The sequence below is a fragment of the Thalassotalea algicola genome, assembly GCF_012932965.1.
GTDB classification, from domain to species: domain Bacteria; phylum Pseudomonadota; class Gammaproteobacteria; order Enterobacterales; family Alteromonadaceae; genus Thalassotalea_F; species Thalassotalea_F algicola.
Map to the genome: position 1 here is coordinate 386,195 of NZ_JABBXH010000004.1, position 20,827 is coordinate 407,021.

Sequence of the window (20,827 nt, forward strand, 5' to 3'; positions counted from 1 at the left end):
CATTTCATGAAACAATCTGATACTGACTTAATCTATTCTAACCCTCATAATCTAGTGAAAGATTTTAGCTTTGATGCACAAGTAGTCGAAGTTTTTCCAGATATGATTTCACGATCTGTGCCTGGCTATAACACTATCATTGATACAATTGGAAAACTAAGTCAAAAATATGTACACCCTAATTCAAACGTATACGACTTAGGGTGCTCTCTAGGCGCTGCAACACTGGCTATGAGACGTGCTATCAGTGCAGATGACGTTAAAATTTTTGGTATTGATAACTCAGCAGCTATGGTTGAGCGATGTAAAATGCACTTAGCCGCATTTAAAGGCAATACCCCTGTTGAAATTATCCAAGATAATATCGAGTCAATCGATATACAAAATGCCTCGATGGTTGTTCTTAATTTTACGCTTCAATTTATTGAAAAAGAAAAACGCCAAGTGCTAATAAAAAAAATATATCAAGGTCTATTGCCGGGTGGAATATTAGTGTTATCAGAAAAAATAGCCCATAAATCTGAGTTTTGTAATGAGCTGTTAATCGACTTACACCACGATTTTAAGCGAGCGAACGGTTATAGCGAGTTAGAAATCGCGCAAAAACGCACCGCACTTGAAAATGTCATGAAACCAGATTCATTTGAGTGCCATAAATTACGACTTAGAGATACTGGGTTTGTAAACGTAACGCCTTGGTTTCAGTGTTTTAACTTTACCTCATTAGTGGCCTTTAAATGAATCAATACAATACCTTTTATCAAGCGATAGCTGGAAACCGTTTAAGTCATTGGTTAGACACACTGCCAGCTCAATTAACACAATGGCAAAAGCACCACCTTCATGGCGAGTATGCTCAATGGCAAAAAGTTTTAGCGCAACTCCCTGTTACCAATACTAACGACGTTGATATAGAAACATGTGTAAGTGTGGGTCGTTCTGATGAGATTGCTCCTGGCGAATTGAAACGCTTGGAACATATGTTAAAGAAATTAAAACCATGGCGTAAAGGGCCTTATCACGTACACGGCCTGCATATTGATACTGAATGGCGTTCTGATTTTAAGTGGGATCGACTTGTACCTCACATAAGCGACTTAAAAGGACGTTACGTATTAGATATAGGTTGTGGCAGCGGCTATCATTTATGGCGTATGAAAGGTGCTGGTGCAGATTTTGTTGTTGGCATCGATCCAACGCAATTGTTTGTCATGCAATTCAATGCAATTCAACATTTTATTCAGAACAACAATGTACATTTGCTGCCCTTAGGCGTAGAACAACTACCAGAGTTAAATGCTTTTGACACTGTTTTTGCTATGGGAGTGTTATACCATCGCCGATCCCCAATCGACTTTTTATACCAATTGAAATCACAATTGGTTAAAGGCGGTGAGCTAGTGCTCGAAACACTAATTGTAGATGGAGATGAAAATACGGTTTTAGTGCCAGGCGAGCGCTATGCGAAAATGCGAAACGTTTGGTTTTTACCAAGTGGCAAAGCTATGTGTGCATGGCTTGAAAGGTGCGGATTTAACAATGTAAAAATGGTTAATACCGACACAACCGCCATTGAAGAGCAGCGAAAAACTGAGTGGATTGATACCGAATCGCTTAGTGACTTCCTTGACCCTAATGATCCAACCAAAACCATTGAAGGTTATCCGGCACCTAAGCGTGCTATATTTATCGCAACAAAATAAAACAACTTCAATTTATTTGTTCAGGTACTTATCTAAGATATTTTGATAAGTACCGTTATCTTTAATTAACTGAATACCGCGGTCAAACTTCTCTTTCAATCCCTTACTTTTAAAGCCCGCTGCATAGTGCCTCAAATCAAATATGTGATGGACTTTATATTTTTTCTTATACGCAGGGTCTTCACTTGTTCTCACCGCATATTTGAAAATATTAACATCCAATACAATAACTTCTGTGCGACCTGTGAAAAGCATTTGTACTTGTTTGTTTTGCTCCGGCAATTCTCGATAATCAATAATATTAGGCACCATTAGCTTATAATCACCGGTTATAAACTTCTTAGCGTTTTGAAAAGCTACGACGCTTCTCCCTTGTAAATCAGTAACACTGTCTAACTTGATATCATTATCTTGAAGCGTTATAGCGACATTTTCGTATGTAATGTAGGGTTTTGATGTATATAAGCCAGGGTACTTATAATTTGGTGGCAAAGTACTAATACCATCAATATTCCACTGCTGAAAGCCTGTAATCAAACGTCCAAATGGCATATGGCTAAAATTAACCAAAATATTTTCTGATGATAAAGCAGCTTGAATAATATCCATCTGCATTCCCGACTTACCTTCTTCCACAATAAATGGTGGTTTAGCTAAGCCAGCGATAATATGTATAGTTTCACTTTCCGCCAATGCAAAGCTTTTAAAAGAAAGCGTTAATATAATACAGACTAAAATTCTAAAACTCACAGTGCCTCGCACATCAATCCTCTTGAAAATAAACCATTAAGTTGCATTATCGCACATAAATGAGTAAATCTATTATTTAGCATAGCTAATATTTTAGCTAAAAGTAAAAATATTGATAAGGAATAATATGAACACTGCGTGGTTAGAAAGAAGGTTGACAAAATTGAGTAAACGTCAGCATGATCATCGAAGTCCCTTCCAACGTGACCGCGCACGAATTTTGCACTCCGCGGCGTTTAGGCGGCTACAATCTAAGACCCAAGTCATTAGCTCAGGTCAAAGTGATTTTTACCGAACACGATTAACACATTCACTTGAAGCAGCGCAAATAGGTTCAGGAATAACAGCACAACTGCGCTCAAAATACCCTGAGCTGGCAGAGAAACTATTTCCAGAAGAAGACACTCTAATAGAAGCACTTTGTTTAGCACATGATATAGGCCATCCTCCCTTTGGAAGAAAACACCCAAAACGTACCTAAAATTTAATAAAGGAAACTCAAACCCACTAAAAACAATAATGTAGCTCAAGTTTATAGATACATATTATTGCATACACATTGATTGAGTCAAGTATTAAGTAAACAATCTCGCCAATATGAGTCTAAAAAACCAACCGATTTATCCTGAGTGAAACTCGCTAATTAAGTAAGTTCTATTCGAACGAAATATAGGGATTGATGACATAAAACTAGTAAATATCTGAATCGGGGATCTCAAGATCTCCTAGATCACCAACCTGCGAATAAAAAGGATGAGTCTCAAATGTATATATTTTATCATCGGACTCGTTATCTTTCGAAACGGCATAGTCAAAGCTTGTAGTATCGGATTCTAATGAGTCGAGAACGTCACTAAGTTTTGGGTACTTGAATGCAAGATTCTTATTCATCGTAAACCTCTATAGTTCGCCCTGAGTAGTTATAGTATAGAGTGAGGGTCATAGACTCTCCAGTTCAAATGCTAAGAAGTGGTGATTACGATTGAGTTTTTGAAAAAGTAACCTATGAGAGGTTACTTTTGATAGGAGTACAAAATAGTAACCGTTGAAAGGTTATTATTTGGCGGCAAACAAAACCTATAGTAGATTTCAATTCTAGTTTTGGAGTTTTTTTGAATACGCAAGCTTAAGGCCATAATTAGTGAAAATAAAAAATCCACACACGCTCAAGCAAGCTTTAGCAAATATGAAGCTCGAAAACATGTCTCCATCTCCTGAAGTTAGTGTACTTCTGCAACAAGCATTAGTGGATGAGAACATTGACACAGAGGACATAATAAGCCTATTACGTGCTGCGCACCGTACTGATGAAGTACGTTAGTATACTGAATATTAATCGTCACGGTTAGCAATTACAAAACCGTGACCGATAACATCCAATAGATAACGTAATAATTGAGAGAATTATTTCTTCTACTTTAAGGTCAATTTTGAATATTACTATAATGGCACTTGTTGATTGAAGAGTATGTAAATGAAAACCATAGGTAAACTTGCTAAAGAACTTAACATTAGCATTGAAACAATCCGTTTCTATGAGCGCCAAGGTCTGATAGAGCAACCTTTAAAACCAGAGTCTGGTTACAGAATGTATGGCGATGCCCTTACCAGTCAACTCAAATTTATTCTGAATGCTAAAGCATTAGGCTTTACGCTGAAAGAAATTGAATCGCTTATGTCACTAAGTGACAGTTGCGCTGATATTGAGTCGATGGGGTTGCAAAAACTTAATCTCATTCGTAATAAAATTGCTGATTTACAGCGATTAGAGAAAGTAATTCAAGATATGACAGATTCTTGCAAGGCCAATCAAGACCCTCAATCCTGCCCGGTAATAAATTCACTTAAATAGCTATTGACCCCGTACTTATGTACGGAGTTTATACTACCTTAAAAAATTGAGGTAGATAGTTATGATCAATAAAATTCTAGATAAAGTAGGTTCTGGTGGCGTTTGGCTAGCCGCCCTTAGCTGCACAGCATGTTTTCCTGCGCTCGGCTCATTGGCATCTGCTCTTGGGTTAGGTTTTCTTTCACATTTTGAAGGGATAGCGGTGAACACCTTATTGCCATTATTTGCTTCACTAGCGTTGTTAGTTAATTTCTATAATTGGTATCAACATCGAGATTCATTGAGAGGCGTTTTAAGTGTCATTGGCCCAATTGCAGTATTGCTGACCCTTTATCCTTTATGGCAATACGACTGGAGCACTTACTTATTTTACTTTGGGATCATTTGGATGGTCGTAATGTCTATTTTAGATATTGTTAAGCCCATTAAGGAACCAGTATGCAAGGTATAGAACTAGAATCTAAAATCACTTGCCCTGAATGTGGATTTAGCAAAGTTGAAACCATGCCTACAAACGCTTGCCAATGGTATTACGAGTGCGAAAGCTGTAAAGCACTACTTAAACCGTTAAAAGGTGATTGTTGCGTTTATTGCTCTTATGGAACAGTTAAGTGTCCTCCTATTCAAGAAGGCAATGCATGTTGCTCAGGTAAGTAGCCTAGTATTCGGTGGTTCTGTGTCAACCAAGTAATATCTTAAATGCGATTGCGATTAACACTAAACCACCAAATAGTTCAGCTTTAGATTCCAGCCATACGCCACTTCTTTCGCCGATATTCACACCAATCCAGCTAAAGGCAAACGTCGTGACGCCTATTATCAAGCAAGCTACGGCTATATCTACCTCAAGCAATGTGATTGCATAACCTGCCGCCATTGCATCAATACTGGTGGCAATAGCAAGAACAAATAGCACACGATGAGTAACATTAGCAATATCTTCTTCAATTCCTTCAGATTGGGACTCATAAATCATTTAGCCACCGATAAATAATAGCAAAATAAAAGCTATCCAAGGTGCATAATCTTCAATCCAAGATGATAATCCTTTACCGCTGAAATAGCCTAAAATAGGCATGAAGCCTTGGAAAAAACCAAAGTAAGCAGCGGCTTTTAAAAAAAGCTTTTCAGCATTTACTACTTTTTTAGAACCTAAACCTATGGATACTGCAAACGCGTCCATACTGAGTGCTATAGCTAACACAAATACTTCAAACAAACCGATTAAACCTGAATAAAATTGTTATAAGATTACGTGACGTATAATGAGTTACTTGACTGATGTTAAACACCTAAGATTTACTGACAATTTTTCAATTATCGAAGCCTTATTTTTACACCAAATTTCAGCCAGATATTCAGTAACAGTGCCAACACTTGAAGGAAACAGAATATTCCCCGCCACTTTGGCGAAAGGTCCATCAGTTTCGAGTAGAACTCTATCCTGAGGTATCCACGATATTACTTTTTTAGCTCTGGCTGAAGTTAGCATGGCTGGCCCAATAGAAAAGAAACAGCCTAGCTCGACGGCTTCTATAACTTGCTTCTTAGTACCTAAAAACCAATGAAGAATAGAAGTACCAGCATTGGGATGTAACTTAAGTTGTTCAAGCACTTCACCAACCGCGTTAAGGCTATGGATGGTTAGTATTTTGTCATCAAAGCCTTCACATTTTTTTAGAATATGCGTGAAAACCTCTAATTGATCATCAAAGTAATCAGCGTAACCTTTCGAGCCATCGAGTCCAATTTCTCCAATATATCTAGTTCTATCAACTAGCTTATCGAATAGTGCTAATTCATTTTTTCTTAGATGAGCAAGTTGAGGGTGCAGCCCCAAAGCCGTTTTACAGTGTTTTATACCACTTGTTAACTGGACAGTACCTTCAAATGCTGAAGGCACCGTAGTTACTGATAGCACGTAATAATTACTGCTTTTTATGTCGTTCAATACCTCTTGATGATCTGGATATAAATCAACATGGCAATGAAGATCCATCATGACGATTTGTCCGCTTGGAGAAATAATTCAACCTCTGCTAATCCTCGCTTAATAGTTGATTCTAATTTTTCTCTTATATGTTTAGCTTGCGGTATCGGCCCCGACATTCGTAACCAAGAACGATAATTATCAGTCTGTTTCAATCTAATAATGGCCGTTTGAACCGCTTGCAGATCATCACGAGTATCTTTTTCTTTGATAAGCCCTTTCAACCGCTTTGTTTTGTATGGCGCATCTTGTGTAAAACCAGCATGAAAAACTGACGCTCTTCGAATAAGGCAAGGCACACAATGCCCACACTGTTTATGCTCTCTGTGCCAATGACTACATGAAACACTCAGGGGAACGGCTTTTCTAATTGCGTCTTGATCAACACATTCCGCTAACATTTCACCTTTAGTTTTGAATTGATAAGGGTTAACAAATTTGACGTGGAACCCGGTATCTTTTAGCAAAGATTCAAATCTGCTTAGAAAATTCGGGTGTGTAGTTCTGGTACTATGGCTACCAATCCGTCTTCTGGTAAGCGGTGGATTTATAGAAATATAGCCATTCTCTGGGACGACAATAGTTTCAATACTGCTATCGCAATTAGCATTTCTTAAGGCTGATATACCAAGTACCGCCATAGCTAGGAAGTTGAAGCTTCTTCCCCTCATGCTTATGTCAGTTTTACCTTCTAAATGCTTAATAATATGAGGAGACATTGAATAGGACAATTCGCCGAATGGCGGGGATAATAATTGCTTAATATCTTCCTGTTTAGCGCCATCACCACGATAAGCGTGACTAACCAAAAGCGGTTTTAAGTCTGACTTTCCGTTTAAAATATCAATTGCACCAACTGCGCTATCAAGACCTCCAGAAAAAAGGCAGACTGAGTTGAGTCCTATTAGTGATTTTGCCTTTGCTTTTGCTTGCTCACTTTTTTTAGGAGCAGGCATCGGCATAGTTGTTTTTTCAAACGTAAATTGCCATTTATCGCCTGTAAGAAAGTTAAGCAATGAGCTAAGTTCAGGTTCAACAGTATTCCACATATCCTCATCTGTAACAGGAACATGCAAATGCATTTTTCTAGCCCATGCATTTTCTGCATTATCCCTCAATTCAAATGTATCAGCGGCGGTAACGGCGGTTGCAATTGTTATCAGATCTATTGCATCAGCATCTACATTCAATCCTAAATCACGAACTGTTTGTAGTAATTGTTTTGACACTAAGCTGTGTTTAGTGATGTCATTTTGATGCGTATGGAACATCTGGACAGGATGACAATCATCAGAAAAATCAGGCAAGTTAGCTGGGTCATGGTTAAAATAAAAATTAGTCATCAAAGCTCTCCCATTCATCAACCGTCATGGCAATAGCATCTGCTTGAATTTTAGTAATATTTTCTTTGCTAATAGTACTGGGGTTGCCATTAGTTACTTTGTCTAACTGCTCTTGTGTGATCACTTTTATTAATTCCCTTAATTCAACTTCCATTTGATGATGCTTGCTTGCAGGCTCAACATGGAACCAAGCTCTGCCCATGCCTTCAACCACATCCTGAAAAATAAGATCTGTTAAATAACAGCCTATGGCTTCTTGAATAACTTCGTCAGTAAAACTGTTTGGGTCAAATTCTTCAGTATCGGGTAATGCTTCTTCTAACGCATAGTCTAATGCAACTCTAACAGCATCCGAATCGGCATTATCAGGTGCTAAATGACTAGCAATTTTGTCAATTGCTTGGTCAGTCGATAACCCCGTTAAATCACCTAAGGATAAGCTTTGATTATTAATCGTTACGGTGTCGCCACGCATGACACCAAGCAATCCAGAACCAGCAGTTATGCCACTTGCTAGTCTCCGACTGGTGCTTTTACCTCCGCCAGAGCCTTTTCTAGAATAACTTTTTAATGAACGCCTAAGATCTGAGGTTGAGCCACCTGTTTGAGCATATTTACCAAATGCTCTTCTGGCACTGGCAAACCTATTTGGAGGCGGCGTTGCTGTAGGTGAACCACCGATTTCTTGTTGAACCTTGTCATTGTCTATATCGTTACTATTGTCATTTTGATCATCTGCTTGATTATTGTCAGAGCCAGTTTGATCATCCCCATCAGTACCTGATGCAGGTTCTATTGTGACGGTATCTCCTTGCTCTGCCCAAGATGGAATGAGTGGACTTTTGTTATTTGGTCCTGTTGACGAAGCGGACGTACCCATATTACTTAGTTCCCTCTAGTTCTTTTAAAATTGGATTAAGCCATCTTTGGCGAGGCAAGCTTTTTAAAAATGTAAGAAGACTTAAGCAACATTTATCATCCTGCTTGGCAAGTAGAACGGCTCCATAGATGCCTGTTGGTCTTTCAGTCCAATCACCAATCAACTTAAAGTTTTCAATCAAACCATCCATGACTGACATGTATTCTTCCTTCGGAGTTGTGGTAATCGCAGTAGAGTTAACGCCACTAACCCTTACCTTTTGCTTCATTAATTCTTCTACGAGTTTTTGAGCAGCTCCCGACATTACCGCATTAACAGCGCCCATTGGAATGCTTTCTCGACTCAGGTACGCCGCCGGAGTCAAATCCATCTCAGTAAACATTGGAGGTAATTTTGACCATTTATCAATAAAAGCTAGGTCGAGTTTCCACTCTTCAGGTAACTTAATTTCGTCAAATTCGACTTCTGAATTTTCGAGATCTGCTAATACTTTTGGATATCCGTTTTCCTTATCAATTAATTCATAAAGCTTGTTGGTAGCCTGAGTACCTAAGCACCTCTCAAAAATCACCAGCTTAGTGATGGTTTTTTCATCTAGCTGCATTCCTCGACGGTGAGCGGTTTTCTTTCTCATCTTAACTTGATTAAGTAATCGCTTAACAATGCGAGGGTTGCCGTTAATGTTTGTGGATTCGGCTAATAGTGGAGCTAACTGTTCAGCAACTACAAATTTACTTCTGAGTTCTGAATGCTTTTCGATAGCGTGATCTTGAAGTAGCTCATCAACGGTAATTTGTGGCTGTTTCCACGACAGCCTTAATGACTCTTCAAGGGCACACCTTATCGCTTCTAACTGAGCATCGGTAACGCCGTGATCTTGGGCGGTGAGCATCATTAAATATGCCCTTATTTCAAGAACTCCGGGTCTTGGCACATGCACAGGAATTTGAATAAGCTTGTCTAAATAATCAGTTTGATGTCGTTGAGATGCACCTTTGTGATATTCAGGTACTGCCAAGCGGATCATGTCTTCATCGGCGGCAATAACAAATGCGGTATTTGGTAAAAACAGAAATAATCTGATCGCCTCAAGTGTTGAAATGGCATTAAATGGAGAACAGCGATCTAAATTATCGACATAGACAATAAGTGGTTTATCAAACTCCTTTAGCAGATCTGAATATGCCTTTCGGAATTCTTTAATTTCTTTAGGGGGGGAGAACGATTTCTTATCTTTGATTAGACCTTTGTTTTTCTTAGCAACATCTTTAGCACCGTCCACAGCATCCTTTACATCAGCAACATCCAGTTCACCATCATCACCTCCACTGAATAATCCCATAAACTTCTGTATACCACCCATAGTTGGTATACCCGCTAATGCTGCACCACCATCCATTAATAGCCCCATTAGTCTGATCTTATCTATTCGTCCAGCAAACTCTTTTGCTTTTGCACTTAGGTTTTTATCGTCTGCTGCTTTTTTAACTAAAGTCGATGCGATTGTTTCTAATAGCGCAGCTTTCGCATCATCGTATCCTTGGAAAGTCCATGCATCAAAATGCACTTGGATATATTCTTGTTCATCAGTTTCCAAAGATGCTTTGGTAAGTTCAAGAATGGTAGATTTTCCTGCGCCCCAATCCCCAAAGACACCAATGCTAATAGGCATTAATTCCTTTTCAGTTATAAGATCTTTAATCGACTCAGCCGTTTCATTAAAATTTAAGAAATCAATTTTTGATTCTTTATCAGACCACATAACATCTCCTTTTATTTATTATTTCTTTTGTTCCATTCTTTCTAAAGTACGGTGAACCGTAGGTCGGCTAACAGAATATTTTTTTGCTAATGCTGAGATTGACTCACCATTTAATTTATCTTTATATAATTCTTTCGCTTGCTTGTCTGACAGTGCAGGCAATCTGCCCATATGCTTGCCTTTAGCTTTCGCTTCTTCACGACCTTCTGCCGTTCTAGCTTTTATAAGATCCCGCTCAAGTTGAGCGAATACCCCACATAGGTTGATCATGGCGGTAGCAAACGGGTTATCATTTTTAGTATTAAGAGAACCGTCGATAATATTTAGACAAGCACCTTTCTTATGGATGCTTTCAATTGCCTCAAGAATAGATTTTAACGACCGTCCCAAACGGTCGAGGCGAGTAACAATAACTTCATCACCTTCCCTGATAAAATCGATGAGTTCCTTTAGCTTTTCTTCATTTCTAACTGAAGCACCAGACTGTTTCCCTTGGAATATTTTTTCACAGCCGTAAGCGTCCAACTTGGACAGTTGAACATTCAAATCTTGTTCTTTAGTTGAGACTCTTGCAAAACCAACTTTCATATGTACGAAACCTGTACCTTTCGTACACCTTACCAAACAAGTGAACGAAAGTCGACCAAATGAAATTCGTACATGAACGAAACTTAATACCAAAATTCGTTCACATAAAAAGTGAAATAAATGACAATTCTAACTATCAAGTGACTTAATTATTCCGCACGCTTCAACGGTGTTTTCAGTTGTACACGAACTTGCCATTTGTTGAAGCTCAGCTTTTAGTGCTTTGAGTTCTCTCATTCGATTGTTAACTAAGGCCAATTGTTGAGCAATGAGCTTATTAACACTTGCACAGCTTTCTTCTGGCTTATTTTTCAGTTCTATAAGGCGTTTAACATCTGTTAGAGGGATATCCAAACTTCGGCAATGCTTTATAAACTCTAACTCTTTTAAAGCCCGTTCACCGTATAACCTGTAATTCCCTTCAGTACGTTCAGGAGTTGAAAGCAACCCTTCTTTCTCGTAATACCGAATTGTTTGTATCGAACACCCTGTCGTTTTTGAAAGTTCACCTATTTTCATAAAACTTTAGTCCTAAAGCTTGACTCTATAGTCACTATAGACTTTATAGTTGAATTATTAAACAAATAACTAAGGCCGTGTAATGAGTGGTTGTGGTTGCGAAGTCGAACTAAAAGATGCGAAACAAAAATATGTGCTGTATTGGTTGCTCGGTATTAATGCGGTTATGTTCTGCGTTGAGATTACTGTGGGCCTATATGCAAATTCAACGGCTTTGATAGCAGATTCAATGGATATGCTGGCTGATGCAATTGTCTATGGTATTGCTCTGTATGCAGTAAGTCGATCTTTAAAGCATAAAGCCAATGCAGCCCTTATCAGCGGTTACTTTCAGCTTACACTTGGACTACTGATAATCTTTGACATAGTAAGAAGAATAATCGGAGCAGGTGAGCCTCACTCTTGGTTCATGATCGGCTTTGGTTTTATTGCATTAGTAGCAAACGTTATTTGTTTAGTTTTAATCAGAAAGCATAACAATGGTGAAGTGCATATGCGTGCAAGCTGGATATTTTCAGCCAACGATGTGATCGCAAACATGGGCGTAATTGCTGCTGGTGTTTTGGTGATGCTAATTGATTCACGCTGGCCTGACATTGTGATAGGTAGTGTGATTGCAACCCTAATTTTAAGAGGGGCTTACCTGATTATTACTGATGCGAAGAAAGAGCTGAGCAACGCAGAGTTAACAAGCGAAAACAATAGCTGTAGTGGAAGTAAATCAAAATCATGTTCTTAAAGGAGATTAATAATGAGTGCTAATTATTTAGAGAAAACACAAATAATAGATTTTGATGATCACTGCATCCAATCGTTAATAGCGGAGCGAAATTGGCAAGCTTTGGATGAGTACAACAAGATTGGAGCTGCTTACACCTTTGTTAAAGATGAAATTCAGTTCGGTTACAACCGCAGCGATGATATAGCAGCAAGTGAAGTTTTAGCTGATGGCTATGGACAGTGCAATACAAAGGGAAACTTGTTAATGGCTCTATTACGGGCGCTTGGTATTCAGTGCCGATTTCATGGCTTCACGATTGACCAACAGCTTCAGAAAGGCGCTATTCCCTCTTATGTATTTTGGCTTGCCCCTAAATACATTATCCATAGCTGGGTTGAAGTTTTCTTTAATGGTGAGTGGATCAATTTAGAAGGCTTTATTCTCGACGAAGCTTATCTAAGTTCAATTCAATCCAAATTCAGTCAAGCTAAAGATAGTTTTTGTGGTTATGGCATCGCTACTACCTGCATAAGTAACCCAGAGACTAACTGGGCAGGGAAAGATACTTATATCCAAAAAGAAGGCATACATGACGACTTTGGCCTATATGATTCACCCGATGCATTCTATGCTGAGCAGGGAACCAATCTAACGGGTATAAAACGTTGGGCGTACCAAATCTTTATCCGCCATATCATTAATTGGAATGTACAAAGGCTTAGAGGAAAAAATGTAAACGCTGAGGCTCAACATGCATAGCCACTCTCACGGTCATAATCACTCTCACAATGATGAGGACGCTTCGAGGCGTATTGGCTGGGCTTTTTTTCTCAACCTCACGTTTACCATCATCGAATTTATCGGAGGTTGGTTAACCAATAGTACGGCAATCATGGCAGATGCAATCCATGATTTAGGAGATAGCATTTCCATAGGCACCGCATGGGGATTAAATAAGCTTAGTAACAAACCTGCCTCTAGCCAGTTTTCATATGGTTACAAACGCTTTTCTTTACTTGGCGCATTGATTAACGGCTTGGTATTAACTGTTGGTTCTATTTTTATACTAATTGAAGCTATACCAAGATTGGCTAACCCCGAAATGCCTCAAGTCGAAGGAATGCTCTTATTAGCTATTTTTGGCATGGTTGTTAACGGTTACGCTGCCTATAAGCTAAGTCATGGAAAGACCCTAAATGAACGAGTTTTAAACTGGCACTTACTTGAAGACGTTTTAGGCTGGATAGCTATTTTTATCGTATCAATTGTATTGATGTTTGTTGAGTGGCCTATACTCGACCCTATTTTATCGATTTGTTTTACTCTTTTTATTTTATTTAACGTTGTAAGAACATTAAAATCGACACTTATGCTGTTCTTGCAAGCGACACCAGATATTGAGCTTATTAAAAGTATTAAATCGAAAATAGTGTCTAAAGCCATTGTGGGTGAAGTACATCACTTGCACATCTGGTCACTTGATGGTGAAAACAACGTTTTGACCGCTCATATTGTTTTAAACACTGAAATATCTAACGAAGAACTGAAATCGTACAAACTAGAGTTACAGCATGAGCTTAAAGAGTTTGATTTTGCTCATACAACAATTGAGATTGAGTTTATGAACGAGCCATGTCGTGACGCAAGCTAATCGATAGTGTTAACATTGACATAACTAAGAGATAGTTGAAACGAAATGAATATTAAACAATTTCCTGCATACATCATGATAGTGCTGATATTACTTCAGTCATTTTCTGCTGTGGCAAAAGTTGCGGATGTTCATATTGTTGATTCCGAGCATATAAAAACCGAGCATGTTCATGCTTTAGATGACCATATTTCTTCTGAACAATTAGCACATTCATCAGCAGATAATGACCAACACAACCCTGCTGACTGTCATCATTGCGGACACTGCAATGGCTCGCATGTTCAGTTTGCTACGCATATTTACATCAGTGGAAACATAGATTTCAAATCAAGTCAGCTATTTGATTATTTAAAAGTAGTCATTGAAGCTCCCCCTTCCAGATTACTTCGACCTCCCAAAAGTTAGTCCTTTTATTTAATTGGCGCGTTAGGCGGTAAAGCCAACGCTCGTTTCAAAAAAATAAACAGGACAAAATATGAATATGTCTTATTTTAAGGCTGCCGTGCTTGCTTGGAAGAAAGTAAAACGGTTGCTTATGTTGTCATTTTTAGTGACAACCAATAACGTAGTTGCAAATGACTTATCCGTTGATTCAGTTTCATTATCAGACGCGATACAACGAACACTTGCAAACAACCCTCAGCTAACAGCTTTTGAATACAAACAAAAGCGCTTAGACGGCGAGTTAGCTACCGCAGGATTAAAACCTGAATATAACATCAGTGTTGAATTGGAAAACTTTGCAGGTACAGGCGATGTATCTGGATTCAACGACGCTGAATTAACCTTATCAATATCTTCCGTGGTGGAATTGGGAGATAAGGTAAATAGCAGAAAGTTTTATGTTAATGCCCAACAGCAAGCTATAGCTGTTGAAAAAAGAATACAAACACTCGATATTTTGGGTGAAGTAGCAGTTCGCTATATCGATGCTTTGACCTTACAACAAGTCATGCTTGTCAATGAAAATGCAGAAAAGCTAGCACGAGAAACCTATCAAACTGTCTCCAAAAAAGTTCGTGTTGGTTCAGCACCGTCATCAGAGCAAAAACGAGCTGAAGCTGCTCTGGCAACAGCTAGATTAAAGACACTAACCATTGCCAAGCAATTAGAGGCCAGTATTCGTAAGTTAGCTATTCTGTGGGGAGAGCAATCACCGCAATTCTCTCGTGTATCAGGCGATTTATTTGCATTTCCCAAAACAATATCGCTCGATTACATCATGGCTCAACTTTCTCAAAGTCCTCATATATTAGCTTATGCAGAGCAATCGAGAATTCAGCAAGCTCAATTACAGTCAATCAACACGCAAAGTCGCGCTAATATAACGTGGAGCGCAGGTGTAAAAAGACTTGAAGGTAGCAATGATACTGCGTTAGTTGCAGGAATTAGCGTCCCTCTATTTACGAGTGATAGAAACAGAGGCAATTATCAATCTCAAAAAGCAAAACTTGATGAAGTTGAGCAGCAAAGGAAAGCCAGTGAGCGAGCAATTTACAGCCAATTGGCGACATTATATGCGGCTCAAGAAGAGGCTCGCCTTACAGTTGAAACCTTACAAACCAATATAATTCCACCACAAGAAAGTGCTTTGTCATTAGTTCAAAAAGCCTATTCGGACGGGCGATTTAGTTATTTGGAGCTTGTTTCAGTTCAAAAAGAGCTTATTGATATGCAATACGCGCTTATTTTTGCCGCAAGTGAGGTTCACAAACAAAGCGCCTCCATCGAGTCCTTATCAGGCATTCCATTAATTTCTTCCGGCAATACAGAAAGCCAACTTTCAAGCTTTATTGAGAATTAATCATGAAAAAGAAAAAAATATTAAATTCACCAATCAGCCTTTTCAAATTAGTGCTTGTTGCTGTAATTGGTTTCACCTCCATCACGACTTCAGCCAGTGAAGAACACGAAGATGAATTTGTGTCCATGTCTGCTGAAATGGCTAAACAAAATGGCATTGAAACAGTAGCAGCAACTAGCGGTGTTATTCGTAACGAAGAAGTTGTATATGGAAAAATCGTTGCCGATCCAGCATCACTTGCACATGTTAACGCGAGATTCGATGGTGTTATTAAGGAAGTAAAAGTTAATCTCGGAGAAGAGGTTAAAAAAGGTGAAACGTTGGTCGTCATTGAATCCAATGAAAGCTTAAATCAATATTCGATAAAAGCACCAATGTCTGGACGTATAGTCGCTAGGCAGGCAAATATTGGCGAACTTACAAATGGTGAAAACTTGCTGACAATAGCCAACTTTGACGTGATTTGGGCACAGCTATCTGTATTTCCTACTCAGCTTAGTAAAATTAACACTAACCAGCAGGTGCTAATCCAAAGCACTGAATTTAATCAAAGTGCGCAAATTAGCTATTTAACACCATCACTAAACAACAAGCCTTATTCGTTGGCATTTGTAAAGTTAGGTAACAAAACGAATAACTGGCCGCTTGGCACTGTAATTAAAGGTGCGGTTACGACCAGTCAACACTCTGCTCCAGTTGTTGTGCCAAAAGAAGCCATTCAAGAGTTTGAAGGTAATGATGTTGTTTTTATTAAAGAAGGCAATGAATACCACCCTAGCGCCGTAAAAACTGGCGCTTCAGACGCTATCAATATTGCTATCATCGACGGTTTGAACGTCGGCGAAAGTGTGGTTGTAAAGAACAGTTATCTGCTAGTTGCTGATCTAAAAAAATCGGAGGCTGGGCATGAACACTAAACTCCGACCTTTTTATCCACTTCATATTGGCTTCAGTATTATCGAGGTGAAAATATGATCGCTTGGATACTAGAATTATCTATCCGTAGACGTGGCACTATGTTGCTAATGGCGTTGTTTATCATCGCTTTAGGAATGTGGAACTATCAGAAGCTACCTATTGATGCTGTGCCAGATATAACCAATGTACAGGTACAAATAAACACGCAAGCTCAAGGTTATTCACCGTTGGAAACAGAGCAACGGATCACGTTTATCGTCGAAACAGGCTTGGCGGGTTTACCTAAGCTGGATTATACCCGTTCACTTTCTCGATATGGCCTGTCGCAAGTGACTGTTGTATTTGAAGAAGGCACAGATTTGTATTTTGCCAGAAACCTAATCAATGAGCGACTTAGCGCAATTAAGGAGCAACTACCGTTTGGCATTGAACCAGAAATGGGGCCAATTGCTACGGGCCTCGGCGAAATATACATGTACAGTTTAACTGCCGACGAAAGTGCAAAGCAGAATAGTGGCCTACCCTATGATGCGATGGCGTTAAGGGAGATCCATGACTGGGTAGTGAAACCACAACTTGCATTGGTTAAAGGGATTACGGAAATCAATGCAATTGGTGGCTATAAAAAGCAATACCATATCAATCCTGATCCGTTAAAGATGTTGCACTTCGGTGTTACCAGTGAAGCGCTATCAAATGCAATAATGCGAAATAATGCAAATCAAGGGGCTGGATTCATCGAAAGAAGCGGACAGCAAATTCTTGTTCGTTCACAAGCTCAGTTGCAATCTATTCAAGACATCCAAAACGTCATTATTAAAAGCGACGACGGCACACTTGTAAAAGTTAAAGATGTCTCCGAGGTTGCGATCGGAAAAGAGCTTAGGACTGGTGCCGCATCACTGAAAGGCAAGGAAAGTGTGATTGGAACAGCAATGATGCTGGTAGGAGAAAATTCACGCTCAGTGGCTTTGGCTGTTGGCGACAAGCTTAGTGAAATTCAAAATAGCTTACCTCAAGGAGTGTCAATAGTTCCCTTATATGACAGGACAACTCTGGTTGACAAAGCAATTAGCACCGTACAGAAAAATCTCATTGAAGGCGCGTTGTTAGTTATCTTCGTATTGTTCCTATTACTAGGTAATATAAGAGCCGCTCTAATTACTGCCGCAGTCATTCCTTTGGCAATGTTGGCAACAATCACGGGCATGGTTCAAAGCAAGGTCTCTGCGAATTTAATGAGTTTGGGAGCTTTGGATTTTGGATTAATTGTCGATGGAGCGGTAATCATCGTTGAGAACTGCATTCGGCGCTTAGCAGAAAGCCAAAAACGAAATGGTTCAGTCATTTCTCTGAAAGAACGGCTAGACATTGTTTATTCTGCTACCAATGAGGTAATACGACCTAGTGTTTTTGGCGTATTGATCATAACGATTGTCTATGTGCCTTTGTTTACCTTGACGGGTGTAGAGGGCAAAATGTTTCATCCGATGGCCGCAACGGTGATCATCGCTCTATTGTCTGCAATGGTATTTACCTTCACACTCGTCCCCGCTGCGGTTGCTTTATTCTTGAAAGGCAAAATCAGCGAAAAAGAAAGTCCGATAATTGTCGGTGCTAAGTCAGTATATCGTCCGGTTTTGAAGTGGGCTTTAAAACTACGTTGGCTAGTTGTTTGCGGCGCTGCTTTACTTGTGACATTTAGCATATTACTTGGTAGTAAATTAGGATCTGAATTTGTTCCTCAACTTAATGAAGGTGACATTGCACTGCACGCGATGCGTATTCCGGGCACGGGTATTGACCAAGCTGTAGAAATGCAGAAGATACTTGAACAACAAATTGTGAAATATGATGAAGTTGTTACGGTGTTTTCAAAAACGGGCACAGCAGAAGTGGCGACAGACGCGATGCCGCCAAATGTGACTGATACTTTTCTGATATTAAAGCCTAGAGAGCAATGGCCCAACCCCAATTTAACAAAAGCGGATTTTGTTGAAAGACTGGAAAAAGATCTCAGTTCCATTCCCGGCAATAATTATGAGTTTACTCAACCAATTCAGATGCGATTTAACGAATTAATTAGCGGAGTAAGAGCTGATTTGGGGATTAAGCTCTACGGTGATGATCTATCCCAACTTGTCAGCTCTGCACAAGAAATTTTGACTACACTCAATACCATTTCAGGTGTTGCTGATGCGCGGCTTGAACAAGTTGATGACGTGCCTATATTTACCGTTAACCCCAAGCCTGAAGCACTAGCGCTATACGGGTTAAATGCAAGCGACTTACAATCTTGGTTAAAAACAGTCGTGTCAGGTGAAGGCGCAGGGTTAATATTCGAAGGTGATCGTCGATTTGAAATTGTAGTTAGATATCCAGAGCTGTTGAGAGCCAACCTTGATCAGCTAGGTAATTTGCCAATCGCAACAGGTAGTGGTGAGTTCGTACCTGTAAGCGAAGTTGCAGAGTTAAATTATACGACGGTTCCAAGTCAAATAAGCCGAGAAAATGGTAAGCGACGAATTGTAGTTACAGCAAATGTTAGAAACCGAGATCTAGGCTCATTCGTACAAGAGGCACAGCAAAAAATTCAAAAAAATGTTGAATTGCCTGCTGGTTATTGGCTTGAGTACGGCGGAACATTTGAGCAACTTGAGAGTGCAACTCAAAGGTTATCCATTGTAGTTCCTGCCACATTATTTGTCATTTTGACACTGCTAGTCATAGCGTTTAGTTCAATAAAAGATGCGCTGATCATATTTAGTGGTGTGCCTTTAGCACTTACAGGCGGTGTATTGGCTTTGTGGTTAAGAGACATGCCTCTTTCAATCTCTGCTGCTGTTGGGTTCATTGCCCTTTCAGGTATCGCTGTATTAAATGGACTGGTCATGCTGTCATTCATTAAACAGCGATTATTTGAAACGGGAGAATTAATTAACTCAATTATCGAAGGCGCAACTATAAGGCTACGCCCTGTACTAATGACCGCTTTGGTTGCAAGTTTAGGATTCATTCCAATGGCGTTAAATGTTGGAACTGGAGCTGAAGTTCAGAGGCCATTGGCAACGGTGGTGATTGGGGGAATTATTTCCTCAACTTTACTAACTTTAGTTGTATTGCCTGTTCTTTATCGAATTGTTTTTAGTAAATACAAATCTTAACTTTAATTTGAAGGCTTCTCGTAATTTTTTAGAGAAGCCTTTTAATTTAATTGTCCTGTTTTACTCAATTTACAGCAATTTTTAAAATCAGGCGAATAGTAGACATCATTGAATCCACTTTAACGCGCTACTCAAGTCACTAAAGTGTTCCGTATTATTAATAGAGCATTCCGGAAACTCAGTTATGTCTATTTGAACAACTTTTGACTTATTTCCAACAATAGCTTTTCTCGCTGAAGTCACTCCAGTAGAGCGTATTTGCATTGATATTGGTTCTACGTTACAGCAACGACTAACAACTACACCTTTAAAACAAGATAGATCCAAAATAAAATTAACAGGCTGGTTAACCGAAGATAGCTCATCGGTAATCTCTTCCAAATATTGGTTTATTCCAGTAACGGTTAATTCACCAATTAACTCGATAATTAGTGTACTGCCCAACCATTGCTTCAAATAATGACCTTGAGATAATTCCACTAAAATTAACCTTCTCTGCTAACTTGATTGCATATTATAGATTTTAGCGATCAGCCAGCCAGTGATCCCCATCAATAACGCCCATAAAACACCACCAATAAATACCCCTATAAAGGACATATGCCAGCCCATACTTTTCCAATCCGTATGTAACATGTTTCCAGTCATACTGGACATCATATCTGGCATCACCATAACCAGAGCTGAACACACAACCCAAACAATGGCAAAGGCGGCAGCACAAGCCAACGCAAAAGCTTTTTCATTAAGTTTCATCGTTATTCTCCTGTGGTGGCTTTCGCCACCACTTCATTACTCTTCAAGTTCCACCATATCTTTCGCCGCGATGTCACCAGATATTAGTTTTACCGTCGCGAAGTGATCATTCACAATTTTAGTAATTTGTACCGTTCCCACTTTTTCAATGGTGTACGGATCATCACCTTCACCCGGCGCAATTTCCTCATGGAATCTAATAACACTGTATTTTTGTCCAACCTCTGCTCCATGTTTGGCACCAATACAAATCAGAGTTCGATCAGTAGACTGCTCAACCACTTGGCCCCTCATCATATTTTTGTGATAAAACGCAGTATTCGAACAACCTGCCAAAAAGATACCGAATACAACAAGCAAAAGAATTTTCATATTGGATGTTTTCATCATTTTTTCCTCATCTAACTTATTAACAGAGCAAGC

At 39.3% G+C, this 20,827-nt stretch carries 23 protein-coding genes and 2 pseudogenes; 14 read left to right on the forward strand and 11 right to left on the reverse strand.

Features of this window, described 5'->3' with window-relative positions; translation table 11 throughout:
- The first annotated feature begins 6 nt into the window (after positions 1–6).
- Both cmoA and cmoB read left to right on the forward strand, forming a co-directional pair.
- Positions 7–741: a carboxy-S-adenosyl-L-methionine synthase CmoA gene (gene cmoA / locus HII17_RS13780; protein ID WP_169075948.1), complete on the forward strand. Its 735-nt coding sequence runs from the start codon at positions 7–9 to the stop codon at positions 739–741.
- Positions 738–1,703 (forward strand): tRNA 5-methoxyuridine(34)/uridine 5-oxyacetic acid(34) synthase CmoB, encoded by a 966-nt coding sequence (gene cmoB / locus HII17_RS13785; RefSeq protein ID WP_169075949.1) that lies wholly within the window; start codon positions 738–740, stop codon positions 1,701–1,703. Before cmoA ends, cmoB begins: the two co-directional genes overlap by 4 nt.
- Positions 1,704–1,715: 12 nt before the next feature.
- Here cmoB and HII17_RS13790 read toward each other — a convergent pair whose 3' ends face one another.
- Positions 1,716–2,453, reverse strand: coding sequence for a substrate-binding periplasmic protein (locus HII17_RS13790; RefSeq protein ID WP_169075950.1), 738 nt, complete (start codon positions 2,451–2,453; stop codon positions 1,716–1,718).
- 127 nt (positions 2,454–2,580) lie between these two features.
- Between HII17_RS13790 and HII17_RS13795 the strand changes: the two are divergent.
- From HII17_RS13795 to HII17_RS13810, 5 genes and pseudogenes are all read left to right on the forward strand, one after another.
- Positions 2,581–2,910: pseudogene (locus HII17_RS13795) on the forward strand (HD domain-containing protein); the annotation flags it as partial.
- A gap of 729 nt (positions 2,911–3,639) precedes the next feature.
- A complete protein-coding gene (locus HII17_RS19225) occupies positions 3,640–3,774 on the forward strand; it encodes a hypothetical protein (RefSeq protein ID WP_268969164.1) in 135 nt (44 codons plus the stop codon).
- A 153-nt stretch (positions 3,775–3,927) separates the two neighbouring features.
- A complete protein-coding gene (locus tag HII17_RS13800) occupies positions 3,928–4,305 on the forward strand; it encodes a MerR family transcriptional regulator (RefSeq protein ID WP_169075951.1) in 378 nt (125 codons plus the stop codon).
- A 61-nt stretch (positions 4,306–4,366) separates the two neighbouring features.
- Positions 4,367–4,756, forward strand: a complete 390-nt coding sequence (merC, locus tag HII17_RS13805; RefSeq protein ID WP_008109712.1) for an organomercurial transporter MerC — start codon at positions 4,367–4,369, stop codon at positions 4,754–4,756.
- On the forward strand, positions 4,744–4,962 hold the full coding sequence (locus HII17_RS13810; RefSeq protein WP_008109710.1) for a GDCCVxC domain-containing (seleno)protein: 219 nt from the start codon (positions 4,744–4,746) through the stop codon (positions 4,960–4,962). The genes merC and HII17_RS13810 overlap by 13 nt, the downstream gene beginning before the upstream one ends.
- Before the next feature lie 22 nt (positions 4,963–4,984).
- On the opposite strand, the pseudogene HII17_RS13815 reads toward HII17_RS13810, so the two are convergent.
- The 7 genes and pseudogenes from HII17_RS13815 to cadR form a co-directional block, all read right to left on the reverse strand.
- Positions 4,985–5,524 (reverse strand): annotated as a pseudogene (locus tag HII17_RS13815) (manganese efflux pump MntP).
- Between the two features lie 51 nt (positions 5,525–5,575).
- The gene (qatD, locus tag HII17_RS13820; protein WP_116001596.1) at positions 5,576–6,307 is read right to left on the reverse strand and encodes a Qat anti-phage system TatD family nuclease QatD; all 732 of its coding nucleotides are present in this window, start codon (positions 6,305–6,307) and stop codon (positions 5,576–5,578) included.
- Positions 6,304–7,638, reverse strand: coding sequence for a Qat anti-phage system QueC-like protein QatC (gene qatC / locus HII17_RS13825; RefSeq protein WP_116002480.1), 1,335 nt, complete (start codon positions 7,636–7,638; stop codon positions 6,304–6,306). The genes qatD and qatC overlap by 4 nt, the downstream gene beginning before the upstream one ends.
- Positions 7,631–8,518: a hypothetical protein gene (locus HII17_RS13830; RefSeq protein WP_116001598.1), complete on the reverse strand. Its 888-nt coding sequence runs from the start codon at positions 8,516–8,518 to the stop codon at positions 7,631–7,633. The genes qatC and HII17_RS13830 overlap by 8 nt, the downstream gene beginning before the upstream one ends.
- A gap of 1 nt (position 8,519) precedes the next feature.
- Positions 8,520–10,280 (reverse strand): KAP family P-loop NTPase fold protein, encoded by a 1,761-nt coding sequence (locus HII17_RS13835; protein WP_116001600.1) that lies wholly within the window; start codon positions 10,278–10,280, stop codon positions 8,520–8,522.
- Between the two features lie 18 nt (positions 10,281–10,298).
- Positions 10,299–10,868 carry a recombinase family protein gene (locus HII17_RS13840; protein ID WP_116001602.1) on the reverse strand — a complete coding sequence of 190 codons (570 nt, stop codon included), beginning with the start codon at positions 10,866–10,868 and terminating at the stop codon, positions 10,299–10,301.
- A gap of 129 nt (positions 10,869–10,997) precedes the next feature.
- Complete coding sequence (gene cadR, locus HII17_RS13845; RefSeq protein WP_116001604.1) at positions 10,998–11,387, reverse strand: Cd(II)/Pb(II)-responsive transcriptional regulator; 390 nt, start codon at positions 11,385–11,387, stop codon at positions 10,998–11,000.
- An 82-nt stretch (positions 11,388–11,469) separates the two neighbouring features.
- On the opposite strand from cadR, the gene HII17_RS13850 reads away from it, so the two are divergent.
- The 7 genes from HII17_RS13850 (at position 11,470) to HII17_RS13880 (ending at position 19,648) form a co-directional block, all read left to right on the forward strand.
- A complete protein-coding gene (locus tag HII17_RS13850; protein WP_116001606.1) occupies positions 11,470–12,126 on the forward strand; it encodes a cation transporter in 657 nt (218 codons plus the stop codon).
- A gap of 12 nt (positions 12,127–12,138) precedes the next feature.
- Positions 12,139–12,867, forward strand: coding sequence for a transglutaminase-like domain-containing protein (locus tag HII17_RS13855; protein WP_169075952.1), 729 nt, complete (start codon positions 12,139–12,141; stop codon positions 12,865–12,867).
- Positions 12,860–13,759, forward strand: a complete 900-nt coding sequence (locus HII17_RS13860; RefSeq protein WP_116001609.1) for a cation diffusion facilitator family transporter — start codon at positions 12,860–12,862, stop codon at positions 13,757–13,759. Before HII17_RS13855 ends, HII17_RS13860 begins: the two co-directional genes overlap by 8 nt.
- A gap of 45 nt (positions 13,760–13,804) precedes the next feature.
- On the forward strand, positions 13,805–14,167 hold the full coding sequence (locus tag HII17_RS13865; protein ID WP_116001610.1) for a hypothetical protein: 363 nt from the start codon (positions 13,805–13,807) through the stop codon (positions 14,165–14,167).
- 70 nt (positions 14,168–14,237) lie between these two features.
- A complete protein-coding gene (locus HII17_RS13870; RefSeq protein ID WP_211185362.1) occupies positions 14,238–15,566 on the forward strand; it encodes a TolC family protein in 1,329 nt (442 codons plus the stop codon).
- A gap of 2 nt (positions 15,567–15,568) precedes the next feature.
- Positions 15,569–16,483, forward strand: coding sequence for an efflux RND transporter periplasmic adaptor subunit (locus HII17_RS13875; protein ID WP_116001611.1), 915 nt, complete (start codon positions 15,569–15,571; stop codon positions 16,481–16,483).
- A 54-nt stretch (positions 16,484–16,537) separates the two neighbouring features.
- A complete protein-coding gene (locus HII17_RS13880) occupies positions 16,538–19,648 on the forward strand; it encodes an efflux RND transporter permease subunit (RefSeq protein WP_116001613.1) in 3,111 nt (1,036 codons plus the stop codon).
- 105 nt (positions 19,649–19,753) lie between these two features.
- Here the strand turns inward: HII17_RS13880 and HII17_RS13885 are convergent, their stop codons facing one another.
- Genes HII17_RS13885 through HII17_RS13895 form a run of 3 tightly spaced genes read right to left on the reverse strand, consistent with a single transcriptional unit; the run spans position 19,754 to position 20,794 of the window.
- Positions 19,754–20,128, reverse strand: a complete 375-nt coding sequence (locus HII17_RS13885) for a hypothetical protein (RefSeq protein WP_116001614.1) — start codon at positions 20,126–20,128, stop codon at positions 19,754–19,756.
- A gap of 18 nt (positions 20,129–20,146) precedes the next feature.
- Positions 20,147–20,404 carry a DUF5676 family membrane protein gene (locus tag HII17_RS13890; protein WP_116001616.1) on the reverse strand — a complete coding sequence of 86 codons (258 nt, stop codon included), beginning with the start codon at positions 20,402–20,404 and terminating at the stop codon, positions 20,147–20,149.
- A 36-nt stretch (positions 20,405–20,440) separates the two neighbouring features.
- Positions 20,441–20,794, reverse strand: coding sequence for a hypothetical protein (locus HII17_RS13895; RefSeq protein ID WP_235938782.1), 354 nt, complete (start codon positions 20,792–20,794; stop codon positions 20,441–20,443).
- Positions 20,795–20,827: the final 33 nt, after the last annotated feature.

What these genes read in the sequence shown, in the direction of transcription:
- HII17_RS19225 (WP_268969164.1), top strand. Translation starts at nt 3,640, where the DNA reads ATGAAGCTCGAAAACATGTCTCCATCTCCTGAAGTTAGTGTACTTCTG.
- HII17_RS13880 (WP_116001613.1), top strand. Translation starts at nt 16,538, where the DNA reads ATGATCGCTTGGATACTAGAATTATCTATCCGTAGACGTGGCACTATG.
- qatC (WP_116002480.1), bottom strand. Translation starts at nt 7,638, where the DNA reads ATGACTAATTTTTATTTTAACCATGACCCAGCTAACTTGCCTGATTTT.
- HII17_RS13875 (WP_116001611.1), top strand. Translation starts at nt 15,569, where the DNA reads ATGAAAAAGAAAAAAATATTAAATTCACCAATCAGCCTTTTCAAATTA.
- HII17_RS13890 (WP_116001616.1), bottom strand. Translation starts at nt 20,404, where the DNA reads ATGAAACTTAATGAAAAAGCTTTTGCGTTGGCTTGTGCTGCCGCCTTT.
- cmoA (WP_169075948.1), top strand. Translation starts at nt 7, where the DNA reads ATGAAACAATCTGATACTGACTTAATCTATTCTAACCCTCATAATCTA.
- HII17_RS13855 (WP_169075952.1), top strand. Translation starts at nt 12,139, where the DNA reads ATGAGTGCTAATTATTTAGAGAAAACACAAATAATAGATTTTGATGAT.
- merC (WP_008109712.1), top strand. Translation starts at nt 4,367, where the DNA reads ATGATCAATAAAATTCTAGATAAAGTAGGTTCTGGTGGCGTTTGGCTA.
- HII17_RS13800 (WP_169075951.1), top strand. Translation starts at nt 3,928, where the DNA reads ATGAAAACCATAGGTAAACTTGCTAAAGAACTTAACATTAGCATTGAA.
- HII17_RS13895 (WP_235938782.1), bottom strand. Translation starts at nt 20,794, where the DNA reads ATGATGAAAACATCCAATATGAAAATTCTTTTGCTTGTTGTATTCGGT.
- cmoB (WP_169075949.1), top strand. Translation starts at nt 738, where the DNA reads ATGAATCAATACAATACCTTTTATCAAGCGATAGCTGGAAACCGTTTA.
- HII17_RS13810 (WP_008109710.1), top strand. Translation starts at nt 4,744, where the DNA reads ATGCAAGGTATAGAACTAGAATCTAAAATCACTTGCCCTGAATGTGGA.
- qatD (WP_116001596.1), bottom strand. Translation starts at nt 6,307, where the DNA reads ATGATGGATCTTCATTGCCATGTTGATTTATATCCAGATCATCAAGAG.
- HII17_RS13840 (WP_116001602.1), bottom strand. Translation starts at nt 10,868, where the DNA reads ATGAAAGTTGGTTTTGCAAGAGTCTCAACTAAAGAACAAGATTTGAAT.
- HII17_RS13860 (WP_116001609.1), top strand. Translation starts at nt 12,860, where the DNA reads ATGCATAGCCACTCTCACGGTCATAATCACTCTCACAATGATGAGGAC.
- HII17_RS13835 (WP_116001600.1), bottom strand. Translation starts at nt 10,280, where the DNA reads ATGTGGTCTGATAAAGAATCAAAAATTGATTTCTTAAATTTTAATGAA.
- HII17_RS13870 (WP_211185362.1), top strand. Translation starts at nt 14,238, where the DNA reads ATGAATATGTCTTATTTTAAGGCTGCCGTGCTTGCTTGGAAGAAAGTA.
- HII17_RS13830 (WP_116001598.1), bottom strand. Translation starts at nt 8,518, where the DNA reads ATGGGTACGTCCGCTTCGTCAACAGGACCAAATAACAAAAGTCCACTC.
- cadR (WP_116001604.1), bottom strand. Translation starts at nt 11,387, where the DNA reads ATGAAAATAGGTGAACTTTCAAAAACGACAGGGTGTTCGATACAAACA.
- HII17_RS13865 (WP_116001610.1), top strand. Translation starts at nt 13,805, where the DNA reads ATGAATATTAAACAATTTCCTGCATACATCATGATAGTGCTGATATTA.
- HII17_RS13850 (WP_116001606.1), top strand. Translation starts at nt 11,470, where the DNA reads ATGAGTGGTTGTGGTTGCGAAGTCGAACTAAAAGATGCGAAACAAAAA.